Source organism: Parabacteroides sp. AF27-14 (genome assembly GCF_003635425.1).
Taxonomy (GTDB): Bacteria; Bacteroidota; Bacteroidia; order Bacteroidales; family Tannerellaceae; genus Parabacteroides; species Parabacteroides distasonis.
The window spans coordinates 169617-192157 of record NZ_QTLZ01000005.1 but is presented as its reverse complement, the minus strand read 5'-3'; the positions used below and the strand labels follow the sequence as shown (position 1 = coordinate 192157).

At 48.8% G+C, this 22541-nt stretch carries 16 protein-coding genes; 14 read left to right on the top strand and 2 right to left on the bottom strand.

The genetic code is table 11. The features are described from left to right. Positions 1-3 precede the first annotated feature (3 nt). The 9 genes from fabG (at position 4) to DWY79_RS07790 (ending at position 12586) form a co-directional block, all read left to right on the top strand. Complete coding sequence (gene fabG, locus DWY79_RS07830) at positions 4-750, top strand: 3-oxoacyl-[acyl-carrier-protein] reductase (protein ID WP_005855977.1); 747 nt, start codon at positions 4-6, stop codon at positions 748-750. A 1-nt stretch (position 751) separates the two neighbouring features. After that, positions 752-1426 (top strand): RluA family pseudouridine synthase, encoded by a 675-nt coding sequence (locus tag DWY79_RS07825; RefSeq protein ID WP_122369150.1) that lies wholly within the window; start codon positions 752-754, stop codon positions 1424-1426. Positions 1427-1701: 275 nt separating this feature from the next. Next, positions 1702-2868, top strand: coding sequence for an efflux RND transporter periplasmic adaptor subunit (locus DWY79_RS07820; protein ID WP_008778262.1), 1167 nt, complete (start codon positions 1702-1704; stop codon positions 2866-2868). Then, positions 2865-6029, top strand: coding sequence for an efflux RND transporter permease subunit (locus tag DWY79_RS07815; protein ID WP_122369149.1), 3165 nt, complete (start codon positions 2865-2867; stop codon positions 6027-6029). Before DWY79_RS07820 ends, DWY79_RS07815 begins: the two co-directional genes overlap by 4 nt. Further along, positions 6026-7405 (top strand): efflux transporter outer membrane subunit, encoded by a 1380-nt coding sequence (locus DWY79_RS07810; protein WP_008778263.1) that lies wholly within the window; start codon positions 6026-6028, stop codon positions 7403-7405. The genes DWY79_RS07815 and DWY79_RS07810 overlap by 4 nt, the downstream gene beginning before the upstream one ends. A 262-nt stretch (positions 7406-7667) precedes the next feature. After that, positions 7668-8900 carry a 6-bladed beta-propeller gene (locus DWY79_RS07805; RefSeq protein ID WP_121960870.1) on the top strand — a complete coding sequence of 411 codons (1233 nt, stop codon included), beginning with the start codon at positions 7668-7670 and terminating at the stop codon, positions 8898-8900. Positions 8901-8950: 50 nt separating this feature from the next. Next, positions 8951-9883: a homoserine O-succinyltransferase gene (metA, locus tag DWY79_RS07800; RefSeq protein ID WP_005855991.1), complete on the top strand. Its 933-nt coding sequence runs from the start codon at positions 8951-8953 to the stop codon at positions 9881-9883. Beyond that, on the top strand, positions 9884-11728 hold the full coding sequence (locus DWY79_RS07795) for a U32 family peptidase (protein ID WP_122369148.1): 1845 nt from the start codon (positions 9884-9886) through the stop codon (positions 11726-11728). 39 nt (positions 11729-11767) lie between these two features. After that, on the top strand, positions 11768-12586 hold the full coding sequence (locus DWY79_RS07790) for a peptidylprolyl isomerase (RefSeq protein ID WP_005855996.1): 819 nt from the start codon (positions 11768-11770) through the stop codon (positions 12584-12586). Positions 12587-12739: 153 nt separating this feature from the next. Here DWY79_RS07790 and DWY79_RS07785 read toward each other — a convergent pair whose 3' ends face one another. Beyond that, positions 12740-13207 (bottom strand): WbuC family cupin fold metalloprotein, encoded by a 468-nt coding sequence (locus tag DWY79_RS07785; protein ID WP_005855998.1) that lies wholly within the window; start codon positions 13205-13207, stop codon positions 12740-12742. A 120-nt stretch (positions 13208-13327) separates the two neighbouring features. On the opposite strand from DWY79_RS07785, the gene DWY79_RS07780 reads away from it, so the two are divergent. The 4 genes from DWY79_RS07780 to DWY79_RS07765 all read left to right on the top strand — a co-directional run bounded on the left by DWY79_RS07780 (position 13328) and on the right by DWY79_RS07765 (position 19533). Continuing rightward, positions 13328-14785, top strand: a complete 1458-nt coding sequence (locus DWY79_RS07780; protein ID WP_005868093.1) for an MBOAT family protein — start codon at positions 13328-13330, stop codon at positions 14783-14785. A gap of 5 nt (positions 14786-14790) precedes the next feature. Further along, positions 14791-15699 carry a hypothetical protein gene (locus DWY79_RS07775; protein ID WP_005868094.1) on the top strand — a complete coding sequence of 303 codons (909 nt, stop codon included), beginning with the start codon at positions 14791-14793 and terminating at the stop codon, positions 15697-15699. Between the two features lie 44 nt (positions 15700-15743). Then, positions 15744-18479, top strand: coding sequence for a substrate-binding domain-containing protein (locus DWY79_RS07770; protein ID WP_122369147.1), 2736 nt, complete (start codon positions 15744-15746; stop codon positions 18477-18479). 175 nt (positions 18480-18654) lie between these two features. Next, positions 18655-19533 carry a carbohydrate kinase gene (locus tag DWY79_RS07765; RefSeq protein ID WP_005856006.1) on the top strand — a complete coding sequence of 293 codons (879 nt, stop codon included), beginning with the start codon at positions 18655-18657 and terminating at the stop codon, positions 19531-19533. Positions 19534-19825: 292 nt separating this feature from the next. On the opposite strand, the gene DWY79_RS07760 is transcribed toward DWY79_RS07765, so the two are convergent. Continuing rightward, positions 19826-20314, bottom strand: coding sequence for an SPOR domain-containing protein (locus DWY79_RS07760; RefSeq protein ID WP_005856008.1), 489 nt, complete (start codon positions 20312-20314; stop codon positions 19826-19828). 85 nt (positions 20315-20399) lie between these two features. On the opposite strand from DWY79_RS07760, the gene DWY79_RS07755 reads away from it, so the two are divergent. After that, positions 20400-22511 carry a S9 family peptidase gene (locus DWY79_RS07755; protein ID WP_199705202.1) on the top strand — a complete coding sequence of 704 codons (2112 nt, stop codon included), beginning with the start codon at positions 20400-20402 and terminating at the stop codon, positions 22509-22511. The last annotated feature ends 30 nt before the right edge of the window (positions 22512-22541 follow it).

Below are 22541 nucleotides of genomic sequence, written 5' to 3'. Positions count from 1 at the left end.
AATATGAAACTATTAGAAGGTAAAGTGGCTGTCGTAACAGGTGCCGCTCGTGGTATTGGTAAGGCTATCGCCTTGAAGTTCGCCCAAGAGGGCGCTAACATCGCTTTCACGGATCTAGTGATCGATGAGAATGGCTTGGCTACACAGGCCGAGATCGAGGCCTTGGGCGTGAAGGCGAAAGGATACGCTTCTAACGCCGCTAACTTTGAAGAGACTCATAACGTCGTTGCCGAGATCGTGAAGGATTTCGGACGTATCGATATCTTGGTGAACAACGCCGGTATCACGAAAGACGGCTTGATGATGCGTATGAGCGAGGGACAATGGGACGCTGTGTTGAACGTGAACTTGAAGTCCGCTTTCAACTTTATCCATGCTTGTACCCCGGTCATGATGAAGCAACGTGCGGGTAGCATTATCAATATGTCTTCTGTCGTAGGTGTTCATGGCAACGCCGGACAAGCGAACTACTCCGCTTCCAAGGCCGGTATGATCGGCTTGGCTAAGTCTGTCGCTCAGGAGTTGGGTTCTCGTGGCATCCGTGCGAACGCTATCGCCCCGGGATTCATCATCACGGATATGACCGCTCAGCTGTCTGACGAGGTACGTGCCGAGTGGTGCAAGAAGATTCCTTTGCGCCGTGGTGGAACGGTCGAGGATGTGGCTAATATCGCTACCTTCTTGGCTTCGGATATGTCTTCTTATGTATCCGGACAGGTTATTCAGGTTGACGGCGGTATGAACATGTAATATGGAGGTTATTTACGAGGATAATCATATTATAGCGGTAGATAAGACCTGCCGTGAGATCGTGCAAGGCGACAAGACGGGGGATAAGCCTCTCTCGGAGATGCTGAAGGTATGGCTGAAGGAGAAGTATTGCAAGCCCGGGAATGTCTTTGTCGGTGTCACGCACCGTCTGGATCGTCCGGTGAGCGGGGTCGTGATTTTCGCCAAGACGAGCAAGGCCCTCTCTCGCTTGAACGAGATGTTTCGTGTCGGTGAGGTGCGCAAGACGTATTGGGCGATCGTCAAGAACCGTCCCCCGCAGGATGAGGGTGAGTTGGTGGATTGGCTGGTGCGGAACGAGAAGCAAAATAAGAGTTACGCTTACGATACCGAGCGGCCGAATGCCAAGAAAGCCATCCTGCGTTATAAATTGATCGCCCATTCGGATAATTATTATCTGTTGGAGATCGATTTGAAGACGGGGCGGCACCATCAGATCCGCTGTCAGTTGGCGAAGATGGGATGTCCGATCAAGGGAGATCTGAAATATGGTTTCGATCGTTCCAATAAGGATGGAGGCATTAGCTTGCACGCACGTAGTGCGGAGTTTCTCCATCCGGTTTCAAAAGAGAACGTGCGAATTGTCGCTCCCGTACCGGACGATAATTTGTGGAAAGCGTTGTCGGTTGATCAATAAGATAATAGATGAAGATCTGGTATCTGTGAAATCCTTTCGGATGGAAAAAGCATTTCATTCGAAGGGATTTTTATTTTTAAGTGTAGACTTTCCCGGCTGGTTGTGGATTTATTCCCCAGTTGGATATGCCCTAATTTTAGTATAAATGTTAACATAAACGCTATACGGTTTGTTATTAAGTGAAGTAACGTTAATTATCGATGTCCTCGAGAAAAATGGAATGATTCTTTCTTTCTTAAATAACAAATGTGACATAAGTAATTTATATAGGTAGAATGAGCAAGAAAAGATTGGCAAAAGTACAGGTTATCTTGATAGCCCTTGTAGTAGCGATGACGGGTTGCCACCATAAGGAAGAGCAGCAATTGCCCATCGTGATCGTAGACAAACCCTCAAAAGAAGACGTGCAGATTTATGGTGAGTACGTGGGACGTATCCGTGCCGCCAGCTTTGTCGAGGTACATGCCCGTGTGGAGGGATTCCTAGAGAAAATGTTGTTTGAGGAAGGTAAACGGGTGAAGCAGAATGAGCCCCTGTTTATGATTAATCCCGATAAATATCGTGCTAGGGTAGAGAAGGCGAAAGCCCAACTGAAGAAAAGCCAAGCCCAAGCGGCCAAGGCCCGGCGTGACGTGGAACGCCTGAAACCGTTGTACGAGCAACACGCCGCCAGCCAGCTGGATTTGGATAACGCCACGGCCGCTCTGGAAGACGCCGAGGCGAATATCGCCATGAGCAAGGCGGATCTGGATCAAGCGGAGATGGAGTTGAGCTATACGGTAGTGACCTCGCCGCTGTCCGGGTATATCAGTGAGCGTTTCGTGGATGTGGGCGCTTTGGTGGGCCCGGGTGTCAATTCGAAATTGGCGGCTGTCGTGAAGAGCGACACGGTATTGGTCGATTTTAAGATGACCGCCTTGGATTACCTGCGTGCCGAGCGTCGTAACGTGAAGTTTGGCGAGCGGGATACGACCCGTTCGTGGCAGCCTACCGTGACGGTTACCTTAGCGGACGACTCTGAATACCCGGTAAAAGGTATCGTGGACTTCGCCGATCCGCTGGTGGACCCGAAGACCGGTACGTTTGGCGTTCGTGCGGAACTATCCAACCCGAACCAGAAATTATTGCCCGGACAGTTCACGAAAGTGAAGCTCTTGCTGGATGTCCGAGAGCGTTCGATTGTCGTTCCCCGGAAAGCGCTCTCGATCGAGAAAGGAGGTGCGTTCATCTATATCATCCGTAGGGACGATATCGCCGAGAAGCGTTTCGTGCAGACCGGCCCGGAGATCGGCAACAAGGTCGTGATCGAACGGGGCTTGGGCGAGAACGAGCGAGTGGTGGTAGAGGGTTATCATAAATTGGTGCCGGGCGTGAAGGTACATGCGGTAGAGGCCGGCGACGAGAAGGCTATCCAAGCGCTTAGAGAGGAGGAAGAACAATGAAACCGGGATTCTTTATAGACCGTCCTGTCTTTTCGACCGTCTTATCGATCCTGATCGTGATTGTCGGAATCATCGGACTGGCATTGTTGCCTGTGGACCAGTATCCGCAGATTACGCCCCCCGTGGTGAAGATCAGCGCCACGTATCCGGGAGCGAGCGCCCTGACAGTGTCTCAAGCGGTCGCTACCCCGATCGAGCAGGAGCTGAACGGTACGCCCGGCATGATTTATATGCAAAGTAGTAGCTCGAACTCGGGTAGCTTGAATATTACGGTGACCTTCGATGTATCCGCCGACGCGGACTTGGCGGCTGTCGAGATCCAGAACCGTGTGAAACTGGCCGAGAGCCGTTTGCCCGCCGAGGTGATCCAGAATGGTATCACGATCGAGAAGCAGGCACCCAGCCTGCTGATGACCTTGAGCTTGATGTCCGACGATCCGAAGTTCGACGAGATCTATCTGAGTAACTTCGCCACGATCAACGTGTTGGACGTATTGCGCCGTATCCCGGGCGTAGGCCGTGTATCGAATATCGGTAGCCGTTATTACGGCATGCAGATCTGGGTGTATCCGGATCGGTTGGCTAATATGGGATTGACGGTAAAGGACTTGCAGGATGCCTTGAAAGACCAGAACCGGGAATCGGCGGCGGGCGAGCTGGGTAAGCAACCTGTGCTGGACGTGGATGTCACCTTGCCTATCATGGCCCCGGGACGTTTGTCCACCGTGAAGGAGTTTGAGGATATCGTGGTGCGGGCGAACCCGGATGGCTCGATCGTCCGGATGAGCGACGTGGCCCGGGTATCGCTGGAGGCTTCCTCGTATTCTACGGAGAGTGGGATCAACGGGAAGAACGCCGCTATCTTGGGTATCTATATGTTGCCGGGAGCGAACGCTCTGGAGGTCGCCACGAAGGTGAAAGAGGCGATGAAGGATATCAGCAAGAACTTCCCGGAGGGCTTGGAGTATAATTTCCCGTTTGATATGACGGAGTATATCTCCCAGTCCGTGCACGAGGTGTATAAGACCTTGTTCGAGGCCCTCTTCTTGGTCGTTCTCGTGGTGTTCCTCTCGTTGCAGAATTGGCGTGCGGCCTTGATCCCGACGATCGCTGTCCCGATCTCCTTGATCGGTACGTTCGGTTTCATGTTGATCTTCGGCTTCTCGTTGAATATGCTTACCTTGCTGGGATTGATCTTGGCGATCGGTATCGTGGTGGACGACGCTATCGTGGTGGTGGAGAACGTGGAGCGTATCATGGCCGAGGAGCGTGTGACCGCCCGTGAGGCTACGCATAAGGCGATGCGGGAATTATCCGGCGCCTTGATCGCTACCTCCATGGTATTGGCCGCCGTGTTCGTGCCGGTGAGTTTCTTGGGAGGTATCACGGGGCAGTTGTACCGTCAGTTCTCCGTTACGATCGTGGTTTCCGTGTTGCTGTCCACGGTAGTGGCCTTGACGTTGAGTCCGGCGATGTGCGCCATCATCTTGCGTCCGTCTCATAAGAAGAAAGCGTTTATTTTCCGTAAGATCAATCTGTGGTTGGCGAAAGGAAATAAGAAATATACGAAGTTGTTGCGTATCTCCATCGCTAATCCCCGCCGTATCTTGGCAGGGTTTGGGATGGTGCTGGTGGCTATCTTCGTCTTGAACCGGGTGTTGCCTACCAGCTTTATCCCGGAGGAGGACCAAGGATTCTTCACCGTAGAGCTGGAGATGCCCGAGGGTACTACCTTGGAGCGTACACGTGCCGTGACAGACCGTGCGATCGAGTTCCTCGACCATCATCCGGCCGTGGCCTACGTACAGAACGTAACCGGTAGCAGTCCCCGTGTCGGTACGAACCAAGGGCGTGCCACGCTGACGGTGATCCTGAAACCGTGGGAAGAGCGTAAATCCTCCGGTATGAAGGTAGAGGACGTGATGGCCGATGCCCGCCGGGAATTCTATTATTACCCCGAGGCTAAGTCGTATGTGAACCGTCCGCCGGTAATCCCGGGCTTGGGCGAGAGCGGTGGTCTGGAAATGCAGTTGGAGGCTAGGGGAGACGCTAGCTGGGATAATTTGGTAAGCGCCACGGATACCTTCCTGTATTACGCCTCGCGAGCGCCGGAGCTTCAAGGTGTGTCTTCCGCTATGCAGAGCGAGATCCCGCAGTTGTATTTCGACGTGGATCGTGACCGGGCGAAGTTCCTCGGCATCCCTTTGTCCGATATCTTCTCGACCATGAAAGCTTATCTAGGCTCCGTGTACGTGAACGACTTCAATATGTTTAACCGTATTTACCGTGTATATATCCAAGCGGAGGCGCCTTACCGGGCTACCCGGGATAATCTGGACTTGTTCTTCGTGCGCAGCAAGGACGGGGCGATGGTTCCCTTGACCGCCTTGGGCACGACCCAATATACGACCGGCCCGGGAACGATCAAGCGTTTCAATATGTTCACCACGGCCTCGATCAACGCTGTAGCCGCCCCGGGATATAGTACGGGCGAGGCGATGGCGGCGATGGAACGGATCGCTAGGGAGCATCTGCCCGAGAATATCGGTCTGGAGTGGAGCGGTCTTTCCTATCAGGAGAAACAGGCCGGCGGGCAGACGGGATTTGTCTTGGCGTTGGTATTCTTGTTTGTCTTCTTGTTCTTGGCGGCTCAGTATGAGAGCTGGATCGTGCCGATCGCCGTATTGCTTTCCTTGCCGGTCGCCACGTTGGGTGCCTACTTGGGTATCTGGGTGACGGGGTTGGAGAACGATATCTATTTCCAGATCGGTCTGGTAACCCTGATCGGTTTGGCGGCGAAGAACGCTATCTTGATCGTCGAGTTCGCCAAGGTACAGGTGGATAACGGGGTAGATGTGGTGAAAGCCGCTATCCATGCCGCTCAGATGCGTTTCCGCCCGATCTTGATGACCTCGTTGGCTTTCGTGTTGGGTATGCTTCCGATGGTGTTGGCTAGCGGGCCGGGCTCAGCTTCCCGCCATAGTATCGGTACGGGCGTGTTCTTCGGTATGCTGGTGGCGATTACGGTAGGTATCGTGTTGGTTCCCTTCTTTTTCGTCTTGATCTATAAGATAAAGGGAAAGATGCGGATGGAACGTATCGCTCAAAAGAAAGAAGTGGTAACCTCTATTTTAAAGAGACACAAAAACGGAAAATTATGATGACAAAGAATTTCTATATAGCCGCTTTCGTCGTTTCTATGCTGGCGTTCTCTTCCTGCAAGATCGGAAAGCGGTACGCACGTCCGGAGTTGAACCTGCCGGACCGGATCGAGGCTTATACGGATACGACCGATACGGCGTCCGTGGAGAATATCCCTTGGGAGAGCCTTTACGCCGATGAGACCTTGAAAGATTTGATCAAAAAGGCTCTGGATAATAATAAGGATATGAAGATCGCCGCCGCCAAGGTGAAGGAGATGATCGCCGCCAAACGGATCTCTTTCGCGAATATGCTGCCGGAGGTGGGTGCGAATATCTATGCGCAAAAGGAACGCTTGAACTATGGAGGGGATGATCCGAAGCCCGATCCGGAGTTTGGGGCGAAACTGACTTTATCTTGGGAATTGGATTTATGGGGCAACCTCCGCTGGGCGAACGAGGCTACCATCGCTTCCTATATGCAGACCGTGGAGGGGCAGCGTGCCTTGCGATTGACCATCATCGCCGAGGTAGCCGCCAATTATTATCAACTTTGCGCCTTGGACCAAGAGTTGTCGATCGTGCAACAAACCTTGGACGCACGTCGTGAGGGTGTCCGCTTGGCGAAGCTTCGCTATGAGGGCGGACTTACTTCCGAGACGGCTTACAACCAAGCCCAAGTGGAGTTGGCCCGTACCGAGACCTTGATCCCCTCGCTGGAGCGTCAGATCAAGATCAAGGAAAGCGACCTCAGCATGTTGTTGGGCGAGTATACGGATGATATCCCCCGTGGCCTTTCCTTGAGCGACCAACACCTGCCGGATGCCTTACCGATCGGCTTACCGTCTTCTTTGCTGGAGCGCCGGCCGGATATGCGTCAAGCGGAGTTTAAGCTTCGGGCGGCGAACGCTCAGGTGGGTGTGGCGCAAACGGACTTATTCCCGAAGATCCGTTTGACAAGTAATTACGGTTTCGAGAGCGATGAGTTAAGCAGTATCTTGAAGAGTCCGGCAGGTTTTATTGCCGGAAGCCTGTTGCAGCCGATCTTCGCCATGGGGAAGAACAAGGCGAAAGTGAAAGCGGCGAAGGCTCGTTACGAGCAAGAGGTCTATAGTTACGAGAAGAGCGTATTAGGCGCTTTCAAGGAGGTGAACAACGCTATCGTGACCGTCCGCAAGGTGAAGGAGATCCGTGCTTCCCGCATGAATCTGGAAGCCTCCGCCAGTAAATATCTGGAACTCGCCCAACTGCAATACATCAACGGTGTCATCAGCTACATGGACGTATTGGATGCCCAGCGTGGTTTGCTGGACGCCCAGATCGGTTTGAACAATGCCGTGCTGGATGAGTTGCTGTCGGTGGTATACCTGTATAAGGCTTTAGGGGGAGGTTTCTAATCCTTATACCTAAAGCAGATATATGGATATCAATTTATAAACCAATGGAACCCATCCTATAACTCAATGGAATACGAACAAGATCCCATTGAGTTATAGGATGGGTTCCATTGGTTTTCTTATTTATAATAACCATTAAATAGTGAGATATTTACGAGTTTTTCGAACAGATCTTTGCGTAGCCATTAAAAATTCCCTATATTGCGCAAGGTGAATGTTATTTGCCTTTATCCTTAAATTTAAACTAAAAGAAAAGACTATTATGAGACAGAGCTTGATAGCGGCGGGAATGTTTTTATTAACGGGAGGTATGGTTGGCTGCGGTACCTCTTCTACCCAAGAGAAAGAGGATCTTATCGTGGTGGACGTATCGAAGGATTATCCCAAAAAGGAACTGATCTTGCAAGATCTTTTTGATGTGGAATATATTCCGTTGGAGACGACGGACGAGTTCGTGACGCTAGGCTGGTTGCAGGCGATTGGGAAGGATGTGATGATCATACGAAATATGTGGGCCGTCGATGGTGATATCTTTATTTATGACCGGAAAGGTAAGGCTATTCGGCATATCAATCGGAAAGGGCAGGGGAACGAGGAGTATGCCGCAACGAGCGGTGTCTATCTGGATGACGAGAAAGGGGAGATATTCGTGGGGAATAGGGCCGATGGCAGTGTGCCGGTCTATGATTTGTACGGCAATTTCAAGCGACGTTTTAAGTTCAATGGGGACGGGTTTGCGGATTTTAGCGCTTTTTATTCCCTGTATGATTTCGACAATGAGCATTTCATCGTCCAGGATTCCAATAGTGGACGCACATTCAATTTCACGACCAAGGAGGAGGACTTGGAGCCTAGAAATCTGTTCCAGCTCATATCCAAGCAAGACGGGAGCGTCTCGAAAGAGATAGAGATTCCTTTTGAGAAAAAGGTGTCGCAAGTATTGTTCGACGAAAAGGGCATAGGTATGGTTAATAACCCTTGTATCGTCCCTTACGGGGATCGTTGGCTACTTACGGAGCCATCTTGCGATACGGTCTACACCTATTCGCCCGCTGATGGATTAAAGCCCTTTATCGTAAGGACTCCCTCTATTCAATCCATGAGCCCGGAGATCTTTCTTTTCCCGGGTGTGGTTACGGATCGCTATTGTTTTATGCAGACCGTAAAGAAAGAATTGAACTTGGCGATGATGGATACCTACTATCGGTTGATGAGAACCGATTTGGTGTACGATAGGGAGACAAAGGAAGTATCTGAGTATGTCCTGTATAACGATGATTTCACGAAAGAAGTACCGATCGCCAACCTCGTGGACGAGATTTTCGACCTCACGGTCTTCAATAACGACGAGATCGCCTTCACGTGGCGGATAAATACCCCCGAACTTGTCGAGGCCTATCAAGAAGGACACCTCAAAGGCAAGTTAAAGGAGATCGCCGCGGGTATGCACGAGGAGGATAACCCCGTGATCATGGTGGCGAAGTATAAGCGATAATGAGAAAATTCTCATTATCTTTGCGCTCATATAATAATCAGAGATAGAAAATGCCATTAAATTTACAAAAGAACTTACCGGCTATCGAGCTGCTGAAGAAGGAACACATCTTCGTGATGGATTCCTTGCGCGCGTCGGAGCAGGATATCCGCCCCCTTCGGGTAGTCGTATTGAATTTGATGCCCCTTAAGATAACGACCGAGACGGACTTGGTTCGCCTCCTCAGTAATACACCCCTGCAAGTGGAACTTGATTTCATGAAGATCAAGGGACATACGCCGAAGAATACGCCCATCGAGCATATGCAGGAATTTTATAAGGATTTCGATGAGATGGCGGATGATTTCTACGACGGGATGATCGTGACGGGCGCTCCCGTGGAGCAGATGCCTTTCGAGGAAGTTAGTTATTGGGAGGAGATCACGCAGATATTCGATTGGGCCCGTACGCATGTTACCTCCACGCTCTATATCTGCTGGGCGGCGCAAGCGGGGCTATACCATTTCTATGGGGTGCCTAAATATGATTTGCCGGCCAAGATGTTCGGTGTCTTCCGTCATTCGCTCCGGGAACCGTTTGTTCCGATCTTCCGGGGGTTCGATGACGAGTTCTTCGTGCCTCATAGCCGTCATACCGAGATTCGCCGGGAGGATATCATGAAGGTGCCCGAGCTCACCTTATTGTCCGAGAGCGAGGAATCCGGCGTCTATATGGCGATGGCTCGTGGCGGACGGGAATTCTTCATCACCGGCCATTCCGAGTATTCGCCCTATACGCTGAATGATGAGTATATGCGTGATTTGGGGAAGGGATTGCCCATCAACAAGCCTCGTAATTATTACCGGAACAACGATCCGGCGCAAGGCCCGGTGGTACGTTGGCGGGGGCACGCGAACCTGCTGTTCACTAATTGGCTGAACTATTACGTATACCAAGAGACCCCGTTCCGCCGGGAAGATATCAAAAAACTAGGAAGCTTGTAAATGAGAAAAGAACCCCGTTCGATAGAACTGTTATCTCCCGCTAAGGATCTGATTTGCGGCAGGGAGGCGATTAACCATGGCGCCGATGCCGTGTATATCGGTGCCCCGAAGTTTGGAGCCCGTGCCGCCGCTGGTAATACGCTGGACGATATACGGCATCTTTGCGATTACGCCCATCTCTATTCGGCTCGTATTTACGTGGCCTTGAACACTATCTTGAAAGAAGAGGAGCTGGCAGAGGCCGAGCAAATGATCTGGCAACTTTACGAGGCCGGGGCGGATGCCTTGATCGTTCAAGACATGGGTATCACCCAGTTGAACCTTCCGCCTATCCCCTTGCACGCCAGTACGCAAACGGATAACCGTACGCCGGAGAAGGTGAGATTCCTGCAAGAGGTAGGTTTCACGCAAGTCGTATTGGCGAGGGAGCTATCGCTGAACCAGATACGGGAGATCGCCGAGCGAACGACCGTGCCTCTGGAGGTCTTCGTACACGGGGCGCTGTGCGTAAGCTATAGCGGCCAGTGTTACCTGAGTGCCGCCTTGAGCGGACGAAGCGCCAACCGGGGGGAATGCGCCCAGTATTGCCGCCTGCCTTATAGCTTGATCGACGCGGACGGGAAGGAGATCGTATCGGGTAAGCATCTCTTATCCTTGAAGGACATGAACCGGGGCGAATACTTGGAGGAGTTGTTGGATGCCGGTGTCTCTTCCTTGAAGATCGAGGGTCGTTTGAAGGATGTATCTTACGTGAAAAACGTAACGGCTTGGTACCGGAAGAAACTGGACGCTATCTTGGCCCGTCGGCCGGAATACCGTCGTGCCTCGGCCGGGCATAGCACTTACACGTTCGAACCTGTGGCGGAGAAAAGCTTCAACCGGGGTTTCACGCCTTTCTTATGGAAGGAGCGCACGAAGGATATCACCAGCTTTGATACGCCTAAGTCCTTGGGGGAGCCGGTGGGTACGGTGAAGGAACTGAAAGGAAACTCTTTCACGATCGCCGGACTGAAACAATTGAATAACGGAGACGGGCTTACCTTCTTCAACGAGAAAGGGGAGTTGGAGGGCTTCCGGGTAAACCGTGTGGAGGCGAACCGGATCTTTACGTTGGATCGCCCGGCGATCCGTCCGAAGATGCCTTTGTACCGGAATTTCGATCAAGAGTTTGATAAACTGCTATCCAAGCCATCCGCCGAGCGGAAGCTCTCTGTCCGGATGGAATTTCAAGATAACGCCTTTGGCTTCACGTTAAGTATGACAGACGAGACAGGAGCCCGTATCATGCTTACCCAGCCGTTCGAGAAAGAACCGGCCCGGCGGGATCAAGCGGAGAATATCCGTACCCAGCTCTCTAAGTTGGGAAATACGCCTTTTGAGGCGGTGGAGGTCACCGTGGCGATGTCCGATAACTGGTTTGTCCCTTCTTCTTTATTGGCCGAGATGCGTAGGCAAGGGGTGGAGAGGCTTATCTCTACCCGGCGGATTCGTTACCGCAGGGAAGAGGCTCGTCCGGTAAAGCCGTGTGTAGGCGAGACTTTGGAAATCCCTTTCCCAGAGAAGCGTCTGACTTATTTAGGGAATGTCTCCAATAGCAAGGCTGGTGCCTTTTATAAGGCGCATGGCGTGACTGCCGTGGAAGACGCTTTCGAGTTGTCTCCCCAGAAGGATGTCCCTTTGATGTTCACGAAACATTGCCTGAGGTACAGTATGGGATGGTGCCCTACTTACCAGAAGCAGAAGTCTCCCTATAAGGAGCCTTACTTGCTGTGCTATAAGGAAACGCTCTTGCGTTTGCGCTTCGACTGCAAGAATTGCCAGATGTTGATCTATGCGGAGGAATAACCGGCTTTGTAACTACTTAATCCGATAAATAAAACAGGTATGAAACGACAAATTTTCTCGCTGTTCCTGCTCTTGCTCACGTTGGTAGCTTGTGGGGATAAGCCTTTGGACCCGAATAAACCCGTATATGTGAAAATCAAGACGACGATGGGAGACGTCACCGTCCTGCTATACGACGATACGCCTCTTCACCGGGATAACTTCATAAAGCTCTGCCAGTCGAACGAGTATGAGGGTATGCTTTTCCACCGTGTTATCAAGGAGTTTGTCGTGCAAGGTGGTGATCCGGAGAGTAAGGCGCATGAGCCGGGTGCCTTGTATGGGGATGGCGATGGTGGTTATACCGTTCCCGCCGAGATATTACCCAATCATTTTAATAAGAAAGGCGCTTTGATCGACGCGAAAGAGATCGATGCCGTGAATCCGGAACGTGCCTCCGCCGGTACGCAGTTCTGTTTTGTGCAAGGGAAAGTCTTGGACGACAAGGAGCTTGCGGAGAAAGAGGCTCGTATCAATGAGATCCGCCGCAACTGGTTGTACTATAAATTCCGGGATGAGCTGAAAAAGCAAGATCCTTCCTTGGCCGCCGATTCCTTGGAGAATGAGTTACATGCCCGTGCGTCCATCTTGGTGGAAGATACGTTGGCGGTATTAGGCCCGGTAGTGATCCCGGCCGAACGGCGTGAGATTTATAAGACAATCGGTGGCGTTCCGCATCTGGATGGCTCGGTAACGATCTTTGGCGAGGTAGTGGAAGGCTTCGATATCGTAGAGAAGATCTCCGTGGTAAAGACGGATAAGAACGATCGTCCTTTACACGACGTGATGATTAAATCGACGAAGGTTTTCCAGAAATAATAACAATGCCTATTATAAGGAGGTAACGATGCCCATTGTAAGCTCCTTATAATGGGCATCGTAAACACTTTAGAATGGGCATTGTTAAAACCCTCGGATAGCTCTTGTTATACGAGGCTGATCGCTAGCTTGTTATACTAAAAGTATCATCGATCATATTTGGCTCTCGAGCCATTCCAGATACTTCTTTACTCCCTCCGTATCTTCCGCCTCGGGGCTCCAAGGCGCTAGGTTCTCCGGTGCTAGCGGCGCGAACGGCCCTTGCTTTATCTCATAAATAACCGATCCGGATTCCAGTACCAGAAGCCCGTGCCATGTCCCGGCCTTGATCTCCGCTCCATAAGCGCCTTCCTTTGGATTCAGTATCGTTTTCTCCGTGATATTCCCTTCCTCGTCAAACAAGAATACCGCTACCTTCCCACGCAGCAACAAGAAGATCTCGTCTTTCGCCGGATTTAAATGCCGGTGCGGACGCAAATACGTACCGGGCTCCATGGCATTCAGTAACCGATTGATCGGATCATCCAATCTCTCATGGAAATTATAGTTCATTCGCAGGCGGGGAGACTGCAAGGCTTTGGCCTGGGTCTCGTCGAGTAATTGTTCGTTGATTATCTTCATCTCTGTATCTTATTGTATTTCTGAGCTACGAATATACGAAATATTTATTGGTCAATACTTGATATTCCTTATCTTTGCGCCTTGATGATACATATTCTTGAGTCTGAAAATTAAATATTTATGTTATTTAATTCCATAGAGTTCCTTATATTCCTGCCATTGGTTTTCTTTGGTTACTGGTTTGTTTTCAAGTCTTTGCGGTGGCAAAATCTATTTGTGGTAGCTGTTAGTTACCTGTTCTACGGATGGTGGGACTGGCGCTTTTTGCTGCTGATCCTGTTTACGTCGTTATGCAGTTACTTGAGTGGAGTCTATTTGGAGAAATGCGCTGGCAACCGGTCGGTCCAAAAGTGGATAAGTGCCGGCAATATTTTACTGAACCTTTCGATCTTGGGTGTATTTAAGTACTTTGATTTTTTTACCGAGAATTTGGTAAATGTCCTTCACCTATTGGGCTGGGATGCCGATTACGTGACGTTGAATATCTTGCTCCCTGTCGGGATCAGCTTTTATACGTTTCAGGCTTTGAGCTATACGATTGATGTTTACCAAGGTAAAATCAAGGCGACTCATGATATCGTGGCATTCTTCGCTTATATCAGTTTCTTCCCCCAATTAGTGGCGGGCCCGATAGAACGGGCTACCCATTTGTTACCTCAGTTTCTCCGGCCTCGTAATTTCGATTGTGATCTGGCGTTGGATGGTATACGCCAGATGCTTTGGGGATTTTTCAAGAAAGTGGTGGTTGCCGATAACTGCGCTTTGTTCGTGAACGGTGTGTTTGAGAATTACCAGACGTTGGATGGGAGTACCTTGTTTCTGGGGGCTTTCTTCTTTACGATACAGATTTACGGTGATTTTTCCGGATACTCGGATATAGCGATCGGCTGTGCCCGGTTGTTTGGCATAGACCTTATGCAGAACTTTAAGTATCCTTATTTCTCCCGGGATATAGCGGAGTTTTGGCGGCGTTGGCATATCTCTTTGACGACTTGGTTCCGGGATTATATCTATATACCGCTAGGGGGGAGCCGGGTCGGAAAATGGAAGAGCTTCCGGAATACCCTTGTTATTTTCTTGGTAAGTGGGTTCTGGCACGGGGCTAACTGGACGTTTGTGGCATGGGGAGCGTATCATGCGTTGTTGTTTCTGCCATTGCTATTGTTGGGTCAAAATAGGAGGTATAGAGATTCCGTGGCGGAAAACAGTTTCCTTCCCTCTGTGAAGGAATTGACACAGATGGGAGTTACGTTTCTACTGGTCTTATTGGGATGGATTCTGTTCCGGTCGGAAGATATATCTCAAGCGGCTGTGTACCTCGAGCGGATGTTCAATGCCTCATTATTCTCGGCTCCTCAACTTGTGGGCTTGGGATTCGGGCAACTCCTGCTGAAGAAATGTTTCTTTTTCACGGCTCTTATGTTCATCGTGGAATGGATCGGCCGAAAACAGGCGCATGGGTTGATGATAGAGGACCTGAGCCTTCCGGTTCGGTATGTTATCTATACGGTATTGCTGATCATCATCTATGGTTTCGACGCCAGTAATCCACAAGGTTTCATTTATTTTCAATTCTGATAAGTATGAGAAGGTTCTTTATAGCTATATTCCGGTATTTAGGGGTGGTAGGATGTTTAGGGTTGCTTAGTTGTCTGTTGATCCGCTCCTATTTTCATATAAGCGTACCCAGCCTCAAGAGTGATCCGGAAGTAGAGGTATTGATTTTGGGAGATTCCCATCCTTTACATTCGATATCCGCCGATATGCTGGGGAAATCGAGGAATGACGCTAAATCCAGTGAGAATTATTTCAATACCTATATCGATTTATGCTTGAAAGCGCCTTACCTTCCCCATTTGAAAACCGTGATATTGGGGTTTGGTTATCATACGTTTACCGTGGCCGATGATTCCTATCAAGATGAGTTTCCTGCCTATATGTCTATTTATCCCCATCTGAAGGAGCGGGAGGATTTGCGACCCTTGGTACAGGAGGCTGTTTCGCCGGTAACCCGTAAGGAGGTCATGTATTCGTATGAGTTTGGCGTTCCGTTCAAGAATTGCGTAGCTGAGATTAAAAGGAATGTGATCGAGCGTATTTTCACGGGGGCGACCGGGGGAACACTAGACGTTATTATCGATCGTCATTACTATGATGATAAGGGTGCTTATTTATTGCCATCCTCATTTCAACAAGAGATGTTGGGGCGAATCGTAGAGGAATGTAAGAAGCGGGATCTGTCTCTTATTTTGTACAATGCCCCTGTTTCCACGGAATATATGGAACGGGTTCCTTCGAGTTATCGAGAATTGACGGATTCTTTGGCTCGGGAATATGTGGATGATAAAACGGTCTTTTATTTAAATTATACGGCTGTATCGCTACCTGATTCTTGCTATAGGGACGCTGATCATTTGAATGAAATCGGTATCCATAGATTTACCCCGTTGTTAAAAGATACCTTGACTTGTTTGGGGGTAATTTCGGAATAGTTTTCGTATATTTGTAGAATAAACGATCGAATTAAATATACCACATGAAAGGAAACCCGCTTTATATCCTGCTTTGGCTATTCCTTATTCTTTGCTTTGCCTGTTCGCCCGGTAAAAAAGAAAAGAAATATGTCATCGGTGTATCTCAATGCTCGATGACGGATATTTGGCGTCAATCCATGATACGTGATATGGAAGTAGAGGCTTTAAATCATCCGGAGATCGAGTTGGTCGTAATGGATGCTAGTCAGGATAATGATACTCAGATCAGCCAGATAAAAGGTTTTATCAAGAAAAAGGTGGATTTGCTGATTATATCGTCGAATGAGACCGAGCCTGTTACGCCTGTCGCTGTTGAGGCGTACAGGGCTGGTATTCCCACTATCATATTGGACCGGAAAATTAATAGCGATGAATATACGACGTATATTGGAGCGGATAATTACGAGATCGGTCGCTCGATCGGAATGTACATCAGCTCCTTGATCAAGGGGGAGACAACGATTTTAGAGATATGGGGACGGAGAGGCTCTTCCTCCGCTACAGAAAGACATCAAGGTTTTGTCGATGCGATGTCTATTGATCCGAATGTGAAAATCCGGGAGTTGGATGGGTATTGGTACAGGAAGAATGCCTATGAGGAAGTCTTGAAGCTGGATTCCATAGAGGATGTCGATATCGTTTTCGCTCATAATGATATGATGGCCTTAGGGGCCCGTGAGGCGATTGAGGAGCGAGATTCGTCGCTGGTGGGGCACGTGGAATTTATAGGCGTAGATGGACTCTTGGGAGGAGGCTTAGGCGTGGAGGCGGTTGCGCAGGGTAAGTTGGATGCCTCTTTTTATTATCCGACAGGTGGTGGGGTGGCTATTAAGGTTGCTTGGCAGATCTTAAGCGGACAAGCTTATACGAAAAAGTATGCATTAAGCACCGCTATGATCGATAAGACCAACGCCGGTACCCTTTATTTACAATCAGACCGGTTGGTAGAATATCAACGCCAGATCGAGAAACAGCGTGCGAATTTGTCGCAATTGCTCTCGAAATATAACTTTCTTTATAGTTCCTTGATTATTATCTTGATATTGGCGCTTTTGTTGGGTGGTTCCGCTATTTACACGGTTTATATTAATCGTAAAGTGCGCCAGAAGAATCATTTGTTGAATGAGAAAAATCGTTTGGTACAACAACAGAAAGAGGAACTCTCGGTAGCGAACCAGCGTATCGAGCAAGTCACGGCACAAAAATTGCAGTTCTTTACGAATGTATCTCACGAGATAAAGACTCCTTTAACCTTGATTCTCGGGCCTCTGAACAAGATGGCGCAAGATGCCCCGGCAGGCGCTTTCGCGGATGATATCCGCATCGTTAAGAAGAATGCGGAACGCTTGAAACGTGTGATCGACCAATTGCTGGATTTCCGGAAGATAGAGAATAATAAGATGGGATTGCGGGTTACTAAGATGGATTTGGTCTTTTTAATCCAAGAGGTGAAATCTTATTTTAATAATCTGGCCCAGAGTAAGCGAATTGATTATACCTTCCTGCATGAAATGGATTCTCTTTTTGTTTGGGTGGATACGGACAAGATGGAGAAGATATTAACGAACTTGCTCTCGAACGCCTTTAAGTTTACCCCGGAGCAGGGGAAGATTACGATTCGTTTGCGGGAGGAGGAGACGGAGGTTGTCTTATCGGTGGAAGATAATGGAGAGGGTATTCCCCCGGAAAACCTAGCCTCCGTATTCGAGCGCTTTTTTACAAGCGGGCAAAGCTATGCTCCGGGAACGGGTATCGGACTGCATCTGACACGGGAATTTGTCCTTATGCATAAAGGCTCGATCCACGTGGAAAGCGAGCAAGGCGAACGGACAGTGTTTACCGTTCAGATCCCGAAAGGTAAATCTCATTTTGATGAATCTTGTGTCTTTCTGTCGAATGCGACCGAATCGTCCTCTGGTGTAGCGCATTTGGATATATCCCAAGTTCAAGAAACGTTGAATAAGAAATATGATTATACGATCTTGATCGTTGAGGATGATTGGGATATTCGAGCTTATTTGCAGCATGAGTTGTCCGGGAATTTTAATGTCCTTGTAGCGGAGAATGGTGCCAAGGCCTTGGATATTCTATTGAAGGAAAATGTATCATTGGTCGTCAGTGACGTGATGATGCCGGAGATGAATGGCTTCGAGCTTTGCCGCCGGGTTAAGTCGGATATGGCCCTCAGTCATATCCCGGTAATCTTGCTTACGGCTCTTTCAGATGACAGTCAACGCTTGTATGGATTTGAGGGGGGAGCGGATGAATATATCCAGAAACCGTTCAATATCGAGATCGTGAAATTACGTATCATTAAATTGTTGGAAGAACGTAATCGTTTGCGAGAGGTTTTCTTGAAAGAGTCTCAATCGCCTGCGGGACTTTCCATCGAGACAAAAGGGAAGGTAGAGAGTCTGGATGATTTGTTTATGCGTAAGTTTATCGCTTTGATAGAGGAGAATTATAGCGATCCCGATTTCAGTATAGAGAAAGGCAGTGAGAAACTGGGCCTGTCTCGTGTGCATTTATATCGAAAGGTGAAGGAGTTGTCCGGGATTACCCCTACGGACTTTTTGCGTAACTATCGTTTGAAAAAGGCATCCGCCCTATTGAAGCAGCGATCCGGAACGATTAGCGAGGTTGCTTATGCCACGGGATTCGGCTCGCCGGCCTATTTCTCCAAATGCTTTAAGGCGGTTTATAATATAACGCCAACCGAGTTTATAGAGTCTTTGTAAGGATGCTGCTTGTACAGATGTTACATACGGGTAACGTCTGTTATTGTCCCTTGGAAATAAATCTTTTATGTAACTTGTGTGATTTATCTTGTAGCTATAGTTATCGTTGTATTTATAACGATGATATACTTTTGCGGTGTCGATAAGTACGAAAGTTGTTTTTAATAGAAAGACCATGGAACAGGTGACTGAATCAAGACGTAAACCAATTGTCGTTGGGATTGGAGAATTATTATGGGATATGCTTCCTTCCGGGAAAAAGGCTGGGGGTGCCCCGATTAATTTTGTCTATCATGCGTCTTGCCTAGGTGCTGAGGGATATGCTATCAGCGCTGTCGGAGATGATGAGTTGGGTAAAGAGATCGTTGATGAGTTGGATAAGAATCATATTCAGCATTTGATCGAGAAAGTGCCTTACCCGACGGGAACCGTTCAGGTAGAGTTACGAGAAGGTATCCCTACTTATACGATTCATGAGCGAGTGGCTTGGGATCATATATCGCCTACATCCGATGCGATTGATTTGGCGGAGAAAGCGGACGCTATTTGTTTCGGTACATTAGCCCAGCGTTCCCGTCAGTCCCGGGAGACGATACAAGCGATCTCGTCGTTTGCGCCGAAAGACGCTTATCGTTTGCTGGATATCAATCTTCGCCAGCGATACTATGATAAGGAGTTGATCGAGGAGTCTTTGTACTTAGCGAATGTGTTGAAGGTGAATGATGAGGAGTTTAACGTTCTTCGGGACTTATTCGGCTTGAATGGAACTGAGAGGGAAGTGGCTTTATGGTTTATTGAGAAATACGGCCTTCGGATGTTTGTCTTGACTGCGGGGAGCTCCCATAGTACGATTTATACGAGAGAGGAGATCTCTACGTTGCCCACGCCGGAGGTCACGGTGGCGGATACGGTCGGGGCGGGGGATGCTTTTTCGGGGGCTCTAATCATCTCGCTCTTAAAGGGGAAGTCCTTAAGCGAGGCCCATCATTTCGCTGTAAAGACAGCGGCTTTCGTTTGTACGAAAGAAGGTGCGTGGCCTGTTTATGAAGAGTAATTCGTTTATATCATATGTGTTTAGATGTTTTGAGTTTATACAATTTCGAATAGGTATTACGTTTTTAAGGTAAAAAGGTTGTTAGGATATAAGAAGAGAAAGGCAAAAAGAAAAAGATGGTTTTTGTTTTAGGTTAAGTTAGATTAGATTGGTGAAAAGTGGCTCGGCTGTTGAAGTCGGGCTATTTTTATGTCCTTATGTTTCCTTCAAATAGAATGGTCTCGATAACCTGCAAGATTCTTCTTACAGGCTAACGAGACCTTCCGCTTTTATCTTTTCTGATAGCTTACAATTAATAAGCTCTCTCCAATAACCAAGCGTCTTGGAAGTTAGGAGCGTATTTCGCCTTGATGGCATCACGGCTATCGGCGGCGTCCGCTTTATTGTCGAAACTAGCGACGATCACACGCAACATACCTTGCTCGTTCTCGCCCAACACTGCGTTATAGCCATCATTCTGCATACGTTCTTTTAATGCGTAAGCGTTTGTCTTATTCTTGAAACTACCGACAACAACGCTATAACGTTTCAGACGGCTAGCGTCCTCGCCTTGAGCGGCGTTGATTTTTTCCGTACGAGTGGTAGCCGTAGAGGTTCTGGGTTTTGAGACAGGAGCGACCTCAACAACTTCTTCCTCTTGTTCTACAACCTCAACAGGAGCCGTCGACTCTTTTTCTTTGGCCTGTTCGTAAGCAGCCTTGTACGCGCTCTGTTTAGGTTTACATGAGCCGAGTGCTAATACCATACATACAGCGGCTCCAAATAACCAAATCTTATTCATACTGTTCAGTTCTTATAATTAGTAACGCGAAGATATAAATTATATTTAGTACTTTCGCACTCAAATTGTAATATATTATAACGGCATGAATAAATCTATCGGAACAATGATTATGGCAACATCTCTACTGTTAGGTGCTTGCAATCCGGCTACGGATGTGAACGTGAAGGAGACCGGTGATAAGAACCTTATCGGGAAGTCGGACATCCGGATCAAAGACGGTCGCATGACCCCGGAAGCTTTGTGGGCCATGGGACGTATCGGCGGTATGAACGTATCTCCGGACGGGAAAAAAGTGGTGTATACGGTGGCGTATTATAGCGTACCGGAAAACAAGAGCAACCGTGAGGTCTTCGTGATGAACGCTGACGGATCGGATAATAAGCAAATCACGAAAACCGGATTCGCTGAGAACGAGGCCGTATGGATCAAAGGAGGAACCAAGATCGCTTTCTTATGTAACGAGAGTGGTAGCAGCCAGCTTTGGGAAATGAATCCGGATGGGACGGACCGTAAGCGACTTTCCGATTATGACAAGGATATCGAGGGTTTCGCTTTCTCTCCCGATGAGAAAAAGGTCTTGTTTATCTCGCAAGTGAAAACCGTGAACAGTACCGCTGATAAATATCCGGATTTGGATAAGGCGACAGGTGTTATCATTACGGATTTAATGTACAAGCATTGGGATGAGTGGGTGACTACCGTTCCGCATCCTTTTGTCGCCGATTTCGATGGCGAATCGATCAGCAATCCTGTGGATGTGATGGAGGGCGAGTTGTTTGAGAGCCCGATGAAGCCGTTTGGCGGTATCGAGCAATTGGCTTGGAACACTACCTCGGACAAGATTGCCTATACCAGCCGCAAAAAGACGGGTAAAGAATATGCGATCTCCACGAATTCGGATATTTATGTATATGATCTGAATACGAAGCAAACGACCAATATAACGGAAGAGAACAAGGGATATGATACGAATCCCACCTATTCTCCGGACGGAAAGAGCATCGCTTGGCTAAGTATGGAACGGGATGGTTACGAGGCGGATCAAAATCGCTTGATGGTAATGAATCTGGAGACGGGTGAGAAAACATTCGTAAGCAAGGATTTTGACTCCAACGTGGACTCTTATTGCTGGAGCGCTGATTGCGAGCGTATCTATTTCACGGGCGTTTGGCATGGCGAGTCGCAGGTTTATCAGATAGACTTGGCGAATGGCAATAAGATTACCCCGCTGACCGAAGGTATGTACGATTACGCCTCTGTCGCTCTTCTGGGCGATAAGCTGATCGCTCAACGTCATTCCATGAGCATGGGAGACGAGATCTATTCGATCGATTTGACAGGGGATCATACGGTAACTCAACTTACGTTCGAGAACAAGCATATTTACGACCAGCTTACGATGGGTAAGGTGGAGGAGCGTTGGATGAAGACGACAGATGGCAAGCAGATGCTAACGTGGGTTATCTATCCGCCTCAGTTCGATCCGAATAAGAAGTATCCTACCTTGTTGTTCTGTGAGGGTGGCCCGCAAAGCCCTGTTAGCCAGTTCTGGTCTTACCGCTGGAATTTCCAGATCATGGCGGCTAATGATTATATTATCGTGGCACCGAACCGTCGGGGGCTTCCCGGATTTGGCTTGGAATGGAATGAGGCTGTCAGTGGCGATTATGGCGGACAATGCATGAAAGACTATTTCACCGCTATTGACGAGGTAGCCAAGGAACCGTATGTAAATAAGGATCGCTTGGGGTGTGTAGGCGCCAGCTTCGGTGGATTCTCCGTATATTGGTTGGCAGGTCATCATGATAAACGTTTCAAGGCGTTTATCGCCCACGATGGTATCTTTAATATGGAAATGCAGTATCTGGAAACGGAAGAGATGTGGTTCGCCAATTGGGATATGGGTGGAGCGTACTGGGAAAAGCAAAACGCTACGGCTCAGCGTACATTCGCGAACTCCCCGCATAAGTTCGTGGACAAATGGGATACGCCTATCCTTTGTATCCATGGAGAGAAGGATTACCGGATCTTGGCTAATCAAGGAATGGCAGCGTTTAACGCCGCGGTTCTTCGGGGTGTACCGGCCGAGTTGCTGATTTATCCGGATGAGAACCATTGGGTATTGAAGCCCCAGAATGGCGTTCTATGGCAACGCACATTCTTTGAGTGGTTGGATATGTGGTTGAAGAAATAAAATTTGAAGGCCGTCCCCAAAGTATATAGC